The organism is Paracoccus rhizosphaerae (assembly GCF_026162645.1).
GTDB classification, from domain to species: domain Bacteria; phylum Pseudomonadota; class Alphaproteobacteria; order Rhodobacterales; family Rhodobacteraceae; genus Paracoccus; species Paracoccus rhizosphaerae.
Window position 1 is genome coordinate 40808 of sequence record NZ_JAOTBE010000022.1, and the last position, 11187, is coordinate 51994.

Here is an 11187-nt window from a genome sequence, read left to right on the forward strand (position 1 = left end):
CCGCCGCGCCCCCACCGGGGTGCGGCACCATCGTACGGCAGGGGGGCGACATGCTTGAACTGAAGGATATCCGAAAAAGCTTCGGGCGGATCGAGGTCCTGCACGGCGTCGACCTGCAGGTGAAGGCGGGCGAGGTGCACGCCCTGCTGGGCGAGAACGGTGCCGGAAAATCCACGCTGATGAAGATCGTGTCGGGCATCATCCAGCCCAGCAGCGGCACCATCATCGTGGACGGACAGGAGCGCCATTTCGCCAACTATGACGAGGCCATCGCTGCAGGCGTCGGCATCGTCTTTCAGGAATTCAGCCTGATCCCCTATCTGAACGCCGTCGAGAACATGTTCCTGGCGCGCGAGAAGAAGACCGCGCTTGGCCTTCTGGACCGCAAGGCCATGCGCGAACGCGCCGCCGCGATCCTGCGCAAGCTGGAGGTCGACCTGCCGCTGGACGTTCCGGTCGCGCGCCTGTCGGTCGCCGAACAGCAGTTCGTCGAGATCGCCAAGGCGCTGTCGCTGGACGCGCGCATCCTGGTTCTTGACGAACCCACCGCCACCCTGACGCCCGCCGAGGTCGAGCACCTGTTCAAGGTCATGCGCGAATTGCGCGCCGCCGGCGTGGCGATCGTCTTCATTTCTCATCACCTGGAAGAGATCTTCGAGATCTGCGACCGGATCACCGTCCTGCGCGACGGAGAATATGTCGGCAGCAGCACCGTGGCCGAGACCAACATCGACCAGCTGGTCGAGATGATGGTCGGCCGCCGGATCGAGAACAGCTTTCCAGCGAAGCCCGCCGCGAAGCCCGACGCCAAGGTCGTCCTTGAGGTCGAGGAGGTGCAGCTGCGCCGTGGCGGCCCCGTGTCGTCCTTTCAGCTGCGCTCTGGCGAGATCCTGGGTTTTGCCGGACTGGTCGGATCGGGGCGGACGGAAACTGTGCTGTCGATCCTTGGCGCCTATCCGGCAGCACGTTGCAAGGTCCGCGTCGGCGGCGTCGAAAAGCGCCTGCGCGACCCGGCCGACGGGCTTGCCCACGGCATCGGCCTGCTTCCGGAAAGCCGTAAGGAGCAGGGGCTGGTGACCGACTTCTCGATTCTGCAGAACGTGTCGCTGAACAATTACGGCAAGTACCGGCAGGGCCACTGGTTCATCGACTTCAAAAAAGAACTGGCCTGCACCGAGGACGCCATGTCGCAGGTCCGCGTCAAGGCGCAGGGACCGCGTGCGCGCGTCGACACGCTGTCGGGCGGCAACCAGCAGAAGGTCGTGATCGCCCGCTGGCTGAATCATGACATGCAGATCCTGATCTTCGACGAGCCGACGCGCGGCATCGACGTCGGCGCCAAGGCCGAAATCTATCAGCTGATGCGCGACTTCACCGCGCGCGGCTATGCCATCATCATGATCTCATCGGAGCTTCCGGAAGTCATCGGCATGTCCGACCGCGTATGCGTCTTCCGTTCTGGCGGCATCGTCGCCACGGTCGAGGGCAGCGCCATCAACTCCGAGGAAATCATGACCCACGCAACCACCGGGAGGGTTCAACATGTCGCATGACGCCAACCTAGACGCCGCGTCGGCGGGCAGGGGCCGCAGGGCCGCCCTCGACTGGCTGTTCCATTCGCCGCTGGCCCTGCCGCTGGTCGGGCTGATCGTCGTATCGGTCCTGATGGGCTTTGCCAGCGACAACTTCTTCACCATCGACAACCTGCTGAACGTGCTGCGGCAGGTGTCGGTGGTGGGCATCCTGGCCGTAGGCATGACCTTCGTTATCCTGACCGGCGGGATTGACTTGTCGGTGGGCGCCGTCATGGCGCTGGCCGGCACCATGGCCGCGGGCGTCATGGTCAACATGGGCCTGCCCGGCGGCGTTGGGCTGCTGGCCGCGCTGCTGGTCGGGCTGGGGCTCGGCCTCTTCAACGGGTTCATGGTTGCCTGGGGCAAGATGCCCTCGATCATCGTGACGCTGGCGACGATGGGCATCGCGCGCGGCCTGGGCCTGATTTATTCGGGCGGCTACCCGATCAGCGGTCTGCCGGGCTGGGTATCGTGGTTCGGCGTCGGCCGCATCGGCATCATCCCGGTGCCCGTCATCATCATGCTGGTCATCTATGCCGTGGCCTGGGTGGTGCTGCAGCGCACGCCGTTCGGTCGCCACGTCTATGCCATCGGTGGCAACGAGACTGCCGCGCGCCTGTCGGGCGTCCGCACGCGGTCGGTCAAGCTGGCGGTCTTCGCCATTTCCGGCGTGACGGCGGCGTTGGCTTCGATCGTGCTGACGGGGCGACTGATGAGCGGCCAGCCCAACGCCGGCGTGGGGTTCGAGCTTGATGCCATTGCCGCCGTCGTGCTGGGCGGCACGGCCATCGCCGGCGGGCGGGGCCTGATCCTGGGCACGCTGATCGGCGCGGTGCTGCTGGGCATCCTGAACAACGGTTTGAACCTGGTTGGCATCAACCCCTACATGCAGGACGTCATCAAGGGTCTGATCATCCTGCTGGCCATCTATATCGGTCGGGAATGGCGCTGATGCCGGGGCACTTCATCGGCATCGACGTCGGCACCGGATCGGCGCGGGCAGGGGTCTTCGACTCGGCGGGCACGATGCTGGCCAGCGCCAAGCGCGACATCGATCTCTACCGCCCGTCCGGCGACATCGCCGAACAGAGCAGCGAGCAGGTGTGGTCCGCCGTCTGCCAATCCGTGGAGGAGGCCGTGAAGCGGTCCGGCATCGACGCCAGTGATGTTCAGGGCATCGGCTTCGACGCAACGTGTTCTCTGGTGGTGCGTGGCGACACCCCTTTGGGTGTGGGCGATGCCGCCCATCCCGAACGCGACATCATCGTCTGGATGGATCATCGCGCAGTCGAACAATCCGCCCGGATCAACGCCGGCGGTCACGATGTGCTACGCTATGTCGGGGGCCGCATCTCTCCGGAAATGGAGACGCCGAAACTGTTGTGGTTGAAGGAGAACCGGCGCGACGTCTTCGACGCGGCGCGGCATTTTTTCGACCTGACGGATTTCCTGACCTGGAAGGCGACAGGCAGCACGGCGCGGTCCACCTGCACCGTGACCTGCAAATGGACCTATCTGGCGCATGAGGGCCGGTGGGATGCAGATTACTTCCGCAGCATCGGGCTGGCGGAACTGGCCGAGGAAGGCTTTGCCCGCATCGGGACCGTGGTCGTCGAACCCGGCACGCCGCTTGGTGCGGGGCTGACACGGGACGCGGCCGAGGCGATGGGCCTGCCGGCCGGGATCGCCGTCGCGGCGGGGCTGATCGACGCCCATGCCGGCGGCGTGGGCACCGTCTGCGCCAAGGGCGGCGCAGAGGATGCGACGGCGTCGCTCGGCTATGTCTTTGGCACGTCCTCCTGCACGATGACGACGACGCGCGAACCGGCCTTTGTACCGGGGGTCTGGGGCCCCTATTTCTCGGCCATGGTGCCCGGCGCCTGGTTGAACGAAGGAGGCCAGTCGGTGGCCGGTGCGGCCATCGACCATCTGGTGTCGATGCACCCGGCCCATGGTCATGCCCTGGCCGCCGCGCGGGCCGATGGCAAGTCGCTGCCCGAATGGCTGGCCGACGCGGCGCTGACCCATGCGGGCGGCGCATCGCAGGCGGTGCGCCTGGCCGCCCATCTGCATGTCGTGCCCGAATTTCTTGGCAACCGCGCGCCCTTCGCCGATCCTCATGCCCGCGCGGTCATTTCCGGCGTAGGTGCGGATACCGACGTGAATTCGCTTGTCGCACTTTATGTCGCGGGGATCTGCGGGCTTGGCTATGGCCTGCGCCAGATCGTCCAGACGCAGCGTGCGCATGGTGCCGGCGTCGATCGCATCGCGATCAGCGGCGGCGCGGGGCGGCACCCGCTGATCCGCCAGGTTCTGGCCGACGCGACCGACCTGCCCGTGGACGCCACCGCCAGCGAGGAACCCGTCCTGCTGGGATCGGCGATGTTGGGCGCCGTCGCGGCGGGGGCGTTCCCTGACCTGGCCGCCGCCATGCCCGCCATGTCGTCTGTCCAGACGACCTATCGGCCCGATGACGGAACGCGGGCGCTGCACGCCGCACGCTTCGACGCCTTCCTGGCGCTGCAGTCCACCGCACGCGACATCCGCATGGCGACCGACGCGGCGCTGGCTGGCTGACCTGAAACATATCAAGAGGCATCAGATGCAATTCGAAGGCAAATCCGTCATCATCACCGGGGCGGGCAAGGGCATCGGCCGCGCCACTGCGCAGATTTTGGCGGCGCGGGGCGCCAAGGTCGTAGCGATCAGCCGCACGCAGTCCGACCTGGACAGCCTTGCGGCTGAAACCGGCGCCACCGGCATTGCGGCCGATCTTTCCACCGCAAAGGGCGCACGCGAAGCGATGGCCAGGGCCGGAACCTGCGATTTCCTGGTCAACTGTGCCGGAACCAACGTTCTGGAGAGCCTGCTGGACATGACCGACGACGGCTATGACACCGTCATGGACATCAACCTGCGCACGGCCCTGGTCTGCGCGCAAGAATTTTCCCGCGCCCGTATTGCCGCCGGTGGTGGCGGGGCCATCGTCAACGTGACTAGCATCGCAGGTCATCGCGGCTTTCCAGATCATGTCGTCTATGCCGCCTCGAAGGCGGGGCTCGAGGGCGCGACCCGCGTGATGGCCAAGGAACTTGGCCCCCACGGCATCCGCGTCACCGCCATCGCCCCGACCGTCACCATGACCGAACTGGCCGCCGCCGCCTGGAGCGATCCGGCCAAGTCCGCCCCGATGATGTCGCGCCACCCGATGGGCCGCTTTGCCGAGGCCGAGGACGTCGCCCGCAGCATCGCGCTGCTGCTGTCTGACGACGCCGCGATGGTCACGGGGGCCGTGTTGCCGCTGGACGGCGGCTTTCTGGCCGTCTGAACGCCAAGGAATTCGCGGGTCCGCCCGCAGGACGAAGGAGACTGACATGTCCATCAAACTTGACGGCAAGCTCGCCGCGATCACCGGGGCGGCCTCGGGGATCGGCCTCGCCACCACCCGCGCGTTGCTGGATGCGGGCGCCACCGTAGTGCTGGTCGACCGCAACAAGGACGCGCTGGACCAGCTGGTGGCCGAACTGGGCGACCGCGCCGTCGCGCAGGTGACCGATCTGCTGGACGCCGACAGCTGCAATGCCATGGTCCCCGAGATCCTGCAGAAGGTCGATCACATCGACATCATGATCTGCAATGCCGGCAGCTATATCGGCGGCGATCTGGCCGACACCGACCCGGCGGCGATCGACCGGATGCTGAATCTGAACGTCAATGCGGTGATGAAGAACGTTCACGCCGTCGCGCCGCACATGACGGAACGCAAGACTGGCGACATCCTGGTGACCTGCTCGATCGCGGGGCACGCTCCGATCCATGTGGAGCCGGTCTATTCCGCGTCGAAATGGGCGGTGACCTGCTTTGTCCAGACCATGCGCCGCCAGCTGATGGGCCACGGTATCCGTGTGGCCCAGGTCTCGCCGGGGCCCGTCATCTCGGCGCTGCTCTCGGACTGGGAGCCCGAGCGCCTGCAGCGCATGAAGGACGCGGGCGCCCTGATGGAGCCGACCGAGGTGTCGGATGCGCTGATGTTCATGCTGACGCGCCCGCGCAACGTCACGATCCGCGACATGATCGTGCTGCCCAGCAACTTCGACATCTGACGGTGCTGCCCGGCCTGCGCAGCCGGGCAAACCCTTATTCGCCGCGGGGGAAGCGCTTGTTCTCCTCCAGTACGTTCAGGTCCATGTGGTTGCGCATGTAGCGTTCGGACGCCTTCTGCAGCGGCTGGTGGTCCCACGGGTAATAAGCCCCGTTGCGCAGCGCCTCATAGACGATCCAGCGCCGCGCCTGACTTTCGCGCACGGCAGCGTCGAAGTCGGACAGGTTCCAGCGTTCGGCCGCCTTAGCAGTCAGCCGCTTCAGCGTGTCGGTATGGGCGGGGCTGCCCCCCAGGTTCGTCAGCTCATCCGGGTCGGCGTCCAGGTCGAACAGCATCGGCGGGTCGGCTTGGCAGAGGACCAGCTTCCACTGTCCGTCCCGCAGGCCGACCAGCGGTGCGATCGAACCTTCGGCGGCGTATTCCATCGGCACCGGGCCGCGACCGCCCGTGCCGGTCGCCAACGGGGCCAGATCCTCGCCCTCGGTCCACGGCGCCAGCGCGGCGATGTCCAGACCGGCCAGCCCAGCCAGTGTCGGCACCACATCCATCGTGGACACCGGCTGCGTCACCAGCCCCGGCCGCCATCCCGGCGCAGCGATCATCAGGGGCACCCGGGCCGAGCCTTCAAAGAAGCTCATCTTGAACCACAGCCCACGGTCGCCCAGCATGTCGCCGTGATCGCTGACGAAGAGGATGATCGTGTCCTCCTCCATCCGGCCGCGCTTCAGGACGTCCAGGATCTCTCCGATCTTCTCGTCGACATAGGAGATGCTGGCGAAATACCCCTGGCGGGCGCGGCGGACGTCTTCGGCGGTAATGTCGAAGGCTTCGTGATCGCAGGCCTCCAGCAGGCGCTGCGAATGGGGGTCCATGTCGTCGAAGGGCAGAGCGGGGACGGCGGGGTCCAGCGCCGGGCAGTCGTCATACATGTCCCAGAACCGCCGCCGCGCGACATAGGGGTCGTGCGGATGGGTGAAGCTGACGGTCAGGCACCAGGGCCGGTCGTCCAGCCGCCGCGACAGATCATAGAGTTTCTGCGTCGCCTGATGGGCGACGTCGTCGTCATATTCCAGCTGGTTGGTGATCTCGGCCACGCCGGCGCCGGTGACGGACCCCAGGTTGTGGTACCACCAGTCGATCCGCTCGCCGGGCTTGGTATAGTCGGGCGTCCAGCCGAAATCGGCGGGATAGATGTCGGTGGTCAGACGCTCCTCGAACCCGTGCAGCTGGTCGGGGCCGACGAAGTGCATCTTGCCGGACAGGGCGGTATGATAGCCCGCCCGGCGCAGGTGATGTGCATAGGTCGGGATGTCCGACGCAAATTCTGCGGCGTTGTCATAGACGCGCGTGCGGCTTGGCAGCAGGCCCGACATGAAGCTGGCACGGCCCGGCGCGCAAAGCGGGCTGGCCGTATAGCTGTTGGCGAACCGCACCGAGCGGTCCGCCAGCGCCCGCAGGTTCGGCGCGTGAAGGAAGGGGGCCGGGCCGTCGGGGAACAGCGTCCCGTTCAGCTGGTCGACCATGAGGATCAGGATATTCGGTCGGCTCATTACGTGATGCGACCTTACAAGCCAAGCGCCGCGCGTACGGCGGGTTCGGCGGGCTCGCCCTCCAGCGTGGTGACGCCGTCCAGCCAAGGGGTCAGAGCGTCGGGATTGGCGGCCAGCCATTCCTTCGCGGCGTCCTTGGCGTCGGCACCGTCAAGGATCTCACCCATCAGGGTGTTCTCCATCTCGATATCGAAGGTCATGTTCGTGAACAGCTGCGCGGCGTTCGGGCAGGCTTCGGGCCACCCCTTGCGTGCCAGCGTGCGGACTTCGGCCCCGCCGAAATTCGGCCCGAAATATTCGTCACCGCCTTCAAGGTAGGTGATGTCGTGGTTCGTGTTCATCGGGTGCGGCGCCCAGGCCAGGAAAACGATGCCATCCTCGGACCGTTCCATCCGCGACACCTGCGCCAGCATCGCCTGTTCGCCGGATTCAACCAGTTCCCAGTCGCCAAGGCCAAAGTCGTCGGCGGCAATCATCCGGGCGATGTTCTGGTTCGCGGGCGCGCCGGGTTCGATCCCATAGATCTTGCTGTCGAATGCCTCGGCATTGGCGTCCAGGTCGGCAAAGCTGGTGATGCCCTGATCGGCCATGTAGCTTGGCACCGCCAGCGTGAACTTGGCGCCGGTGAGGTTGGTGTTCAGCACCTCGATGGCGTCGGCGGCCTGCAGATCCTCGATGAAGGCGGTCTGGGCCGGCATCCAGTTGCCCAGGAACACGTCGATTTCGCCGTTCTTCATCGACTCGTAACCGATGGGAACCGACAGAAAGCTGATCTCGGGCGCATACCCCAAAGCCTCCAGCACCACGCTGGCGACGCCGTTGGTGGCGTTGATGTCGGTCCAGTTGGGATCCGACATGCGGATCGCGCGGCAGGTGGCGTCATCGGCCAACGCGGAACCCGCGCCGGCCACGATCGCGATCACGCTCAGCGCGCCGCAAAGAATTGCCTTGGTGTTCATGTCCGTTTCCCCTGTTCTGTCGCCGATGGCGTTGCGGGCCCATCGAAAGTCATTCGCGCCGCAATGTATACAGGGATTTTCACCCCAACCCTCGGAAATCCGGCGGGGGGCGATTCGTCTTCGTCTGTCAACTGTCGGGAACAACAGCGGCACAATTTGGTTGAGATGGCCCAAGGCATCGAATGGCAACAGCCGGAGGATGCCCAAGCAACCTGAACACCTCAGGAGGACCGAAATGAGCGCCGAATACACATCTGACACGGCCAGGACCCAGCAAACCTCCTCGACCATGAAGGACCTGAAGGACCAGGCTGGTTCGCAGGCCAACCGCCTGGCCGAGGGCGTCAAGGACGAGGTCTCGCGCCGCAGCGAGGAGATGCGCGGCAGTCTTGCCGAACGCGTCGACAATCTGGCCTCGGCCTTCCGGTCGGCCAAGTCCGAAGTCGGCGAGGAATCGCCGTTCGCCCGCATGTTCGACTATGCCGCCGAAAACGCGGAAGGCTTCGCCGACACACTGGAAGGCGCCAACGTCGTCGACAGCGTTCGCGAATTTGCCCGAGAACGCCCCGGCACGTTCCTTGGTCTCTCGGCCGTGGCGGGCTTCGCCGCAGCGCGCTTCCTGCTGGCAGGCAAGCCCGGACGGACCTATAGCAGCGGCGGGTCGAGCGCCTATCGCAGTGGCGGGTCGAGCGTCTATGGTGGCAGCTCCACCGGCGGCATGCCGAGCGGACGCCCGGCCACGCGTCCCGGTGCCGCGACCACGGCGGGCAGCGCCTGGGAAAGCACCACTTCGGCCTCCAGGACCGGGGCAGCCACCGGCAGCGGCGCGGGCCTGAGCACCGGGGCGGCATCGTCCACAGGCGCCAGCCGTCCGGGTGGCGCGGCAGGCACGACCGGCAGCGGCGCGGGCCTGGGCACCGGGGCGGCATCGTCCACGGGCGCCGGCCATCCGGGTGGCGCTGCAGGCACGACCGGCAGCACCGCCGGCGAAGGCTCGGGCAGCGGCGGCCCCACGACTGGCGTGACGAAGCCCGGCTACGGAGGCAACCGCAATGTCTGATCCCGTTCGTACCGATCCGGCCCCGCGGAGCGAAGGACCAGCATCGCTCGTATCGGACGTGATGCGACTGTCCAGCGACCTCGTTCGCAAGGAGATCGCGCTGGCCAAGGCCGAGGTTGGTCAGAACCTCAGCCGGGCCGGCAACGCGGTGGGCTTTATTGCAGTGGCCGGCGTTATCGGCCTTGTCACGCTGAATGTCCTTGTCGCCGCGCTTGTGGCTGCCCTGGCCGAGACGGACCTTGGTCCGATCTGGAGCGCCGTTATCGTCGGCGTGGTCCTGGCGCTCATCGCGTTCATCCTGCTCAAGAAAGGGCTGAACGACCTGAAGCTGAAGTCCCTGATGCCCACGCGCACGGTGGACAGCGTCCAGCGCGACGCCCACGCGATCAAGGAGGCGTATCATGACAAGTGATCCGGACAGCCCCGAGCATATCGAGCGTGAAATCGAGCGCGATCGGAATGCCCTGCGCGAGACGCTGAACGAGCTTCAGGACGAACTCTCCTGGGACGGCCTGTCGCGTCGTGTCAGCGACCAGTTCCGCGAGCATGGGGCCGAGTGGGCCAATGCCGCCAGCGATGCGGCTCGGTCGAATCCGGTCGCGCTCGCGCTGACGGGCATCGGCCTGGCGTGGATGATCTTTGGACGCGGCTATGATCCGACTCACCGGGCCATGACGCGGCGCCACCAGCCCGCCCGCCCGCGCTACCGCAGCCCGACCTATCACTCGGATGATATCGATACCGAGATGCCCGAGGGGCAGTCCTTCGTGTCGTCTTCCAGCTATGGCCGCGCATCGACGTCGGGTCCCCACGCGGACAGCCCCGGCCTTGGGGCATCGGGCATGTCCGCATCGCCTGCCGGCGTCGCGACGTCCTCGGGCGCCTCGTCGCGCGGGACCGCAACTTTAGACACAACCGCGCGGTCCGAACCGGGCTGGGCGCGCCGCACCATCAGCCGTGCACGCAGCCGCCTGCACCACACAGACCATCAGGAGAGCAGCATGACCGACCAAATGAAAGACCGGGCTCGCCACCTGCGCGACCGGCTGAGCGAAGGCACCGAGGATTTCAGTGAGGAAGCGCGCCGCCGTGTGCAGGATGCGCGCCAGCGCGCCCTTCGCGCCCGTGACGCCGCCAGCCGCCGGTTCAACGACAGCTCGCGGTCCGTGTCCGACGGCTATGAGGCCGAGCCGCTGATCTTTGGCGCCGCCGCGTTCCTGGTCGGTGCAGGCCTGGCGACGCTGCTGCCTCGCACCCGCCGTGAAGAAGAACTGTTCGGCAGCTACAGCCAGCACCTCTTCGAGGAGGCCGAAGCCATCTATGAAGAGGAAAAAGCCAAGGTTCGCCGCGCCGTCGATGCCGGCCTGGAGGAAGCGAAGTCTTCGGTCTCTGACGTGAAGAACGCGGCCGCGGACGAGCTGTCCTCGAGCTCGGAGAGCGACAAGACCAAGGCCAAGGCTAGCGGCCAGAGCACCAGCGCCTGACGCCACAACATAGACTTTCACAAGGCCCCGCTTGCGGGGCCTTGTGTTGCATCAGGTGCCGAGGGTCCAAACGTGACGGTACGGTCCCGGGGCATGTTTGGCAGGGTCTAAATGCTCTTCGATTTAGAAAGCGAGACACCAACGCTGCTGCATTGGCTTACTAAGCTTTAGACAGAATGATCTTGAGCTTTTAGTATGGTTCAGGCTCCGCGACCTGAACGATAAGCGATTTCTCGGGCAGGGCGACGCCCAGATGGACCGTCTGAAAATCGTTCTTTCCGAATGGCAAGCTCCACGCCGACGATTGTCGAGTCCTCAGCGGCATGATTTCATTAATTAGTCCGGCCTGAACAACTCCTACCGTTTTGATCTGATGTGCTGAAGCCGCGGTTCTGCTCGCTTCGGATTGCGGGGTTTAGTATGCTCTGCAGGATGGCCTGCTCCGTCCACGATTGGTC

10 protein-coding genes are annotated in these 11187 nt (G+C 65.9%); 8 read left to right on the plus strand and 2 right to left on the minus strand.

Features of this window, described 5'->3' with window-relative positions:
• Window positions 1–50: 50 nt before the first annotated feature.
• The 5 genes from OC184_RS09880 to OC184_RS09900 are packed head-to-tail and all read left to right on the plus strand — an operon-like array spanning window position 51 to window position 5677.
• Window positions 51–1553: a sugar ABC transporter ATP-binding protein gene (locus tag OC184_RS09880; RefSeq protein ID WP_265507036.1), complete on the plus strand. Its 1503-nt coding sequence runs from the start codon at window positions 51–53 to the stop codon at window positions 1551–1553.
• Window positions 1543–2526, plus strand: a complete 984-nt coding sequence (locus OC184_RS09885) for an ABC transporter permease (protein WP_265507037.1) — start codon at window positions 1543–1545, stop codon at window positions 2524–2526. The genes OC184_RS09880 and OC184_RS09885 overlap by 11 nt, the downstream gene beginning before the upstream one ends.
• Window positions 2526–4151, plus strand: coding sequence for an FGGY-family carbohydrate kinase (locus tag OC184_RS09890; protein ID WP_265507038.1), 1626 nt, complete (start codon window positions 2526–2528; stop codon window positions 4149–4151). Before OC184_RS09885 ends, OC184_RS09890 begins: the two co-directional genes overlap by 1 nt.
• Window positions 4152–4176: 25 nt before the next feature.
• Window positions 4177–4902: an SDR family oxidoreductase gene (locus OC184_RS09895; protein ID WP_265507039.1), complete on the plus strand. Its 726-nt coding sequence runs from the start codon at window positions 4177–4179 to the stop codon at window positions 4900–4902.
• A 46-nt stretch (window positions 4903–4948) separates the two neighbouring features.
• On the plus strand, window positions 4949–5677 hold the full coding sequence (locus tag OC184_RS09900; protein ID WP_265507040.1) for an SDR family oxidoreductase: 729 nt from the start codon (window positions 4949–4951) through the stop codon (window positions 5675–5677).
• A gap of 34 nt (window positions 5678–5711) precedes the next feature.
• On the opposite strand, the gene betC is transcribed toward OC184_RS09900, so the two are convergent.
• Window positions 5712–7226: a choline-sulfatase gene (gene betC, locus OC184_RS09905; RefSeq protein WP_265507041.1), complete on the minus strand. Its 1515-nt coding sequence runs from the start codon at window positions 7224–7226 to the stop codon at window positions 5712–5714.
• 14 nt (window positions 7227–7240) lie between these two features.
• On the minus strand, window positions 7241–8185 hold the full coding sequence (gene choX / locus OC184_RS09910; RefSeq protein WP_265507042.1) for a choline ABC transporter substrate-binding protein: 945 nt from the start codon (window positions 8183–8185) through the stop codon (window positions 7241–7243).
• 235 nt (window positions 8186–8420) lie between these two features.
• Here choX and OC184_RS09915 point away from each other — a divergent pair, with 235 nt between their 5' ends.
• The 3 genes from OC184_RS09915 to OC184_RS09925 are packed head-to-tail and all read left to right on the plus strand — an operon-like array spanning window position 8421 to window position 10729.
• Window positions 8421–9245 (plus strand): hypothetical protein, encoded by an 825-nt coding sequence (locus OC184_RS09915; protein ID WP_265507043.1) that lies wholly within the window; start codon window positions 8421–8423, stop codon window positions 9243–9245.
• Window positions 9238–9657, plus strand: a complete 420-nt coding sequence (locus OC184_RS09920; protein WP_265507044.1) for a phage holin family protein — start codon at window positions 9238–9240, stop codon at window positions 9655–9657. Before OC184_RS09915 ends, OC184_RS09920 begins: the two co-directional genes overlap by 8 nt.
• Window positions 9647–10729, plus strand: coding sequence for a DUF3618 domain-containing protein (locus OC184_RS09925; RefSeq protein WP_265507045.1), 1083 nt, complete (start codon window positions 9647–9649; stop codon window positions 10727–10729). Before OC184_RS09920 ends, OC184_RS09925 begins: the two co-directional genes overlap by 11 nt.
• Window positions 10730–11187: the final 458 nt, after the last annotated feature.

What these genes read in the sequence shown, in the direction of transcription:
- choX (WP_265507042.1), bottom strand. Translation starts at nt 8,185, where the DNA reads ATGAACACCAAGGCAATTCTTTGCGGCGCGCTGAGCGTGATCGCGATC.
- OC184_RS09895 (WP_265507039.1), top strand. Translation starts at nt 4,177, where the DNA reads ATGCAATTCGAAGGCAAATCCGTCATCATCACCGGGGCGGGCAAGGGC.
- betC (WP_265507041.1), bottom strand. Translation starts at nt 7,226, where the DNA reads ATGAGCCGACCGAATATCCTGATCCTCATGGTCGACCAGCTGAACGGG.
- OC184_RS09915 (WP_265507043.1), top strand. Translation starts at nt 8,421, where the DNA reads ATGAGCGCCGAATACACATCTGACACGGCCAGGACCCAGCAAACCTCC.
- OC184_RS09920 (WP_265507044.1), top strand. Translation starts at nt 9,238, where the DNA reads ATGTCTGATCCCGTTCGTACCGATCCGGCCCCGCGGAGCGAAGGACCA.
- OC184_RS09925 (WP_265507045.1), top strand. Translation starts at nt 9,647, where the DNA reads ATGACAAGTGATCCGGACAGCCCCGAGCATATCGAGCGTGAAATCGAG.
- OC184_RS09890 (WP_265507038.1), top strand. Translation starts at nt 2,526, where the DNA reads ATGCCGGGGCACTTCATCGGCATCGACGTCGGCACCGGATCGGCGCGG.
- OC184_RS09900 (WP_265507040.1), top strand. Translation starts at nt 4,949, where the DNA reads ATGTCCATCAAACTTGACGGCAAGCTCGCCGCGATCACCGGGGCGGCC.
- OC184_RS09885 (WP_265507037.1), top strand. Translation starts at nt 1,543, where the DNA reads ATGTCGCATGACGCCAACCTAGACGCCGCGTCGGCGGGCAGGGGCCGC.
- OC184_RS09880 (WP_265507036.1), top strand. Translation starts at nt 51, where the DNA reads ATGCTTGAACTGAAGGATATCCGAAAAAGCTTCGGGCGGATCGAGGTC.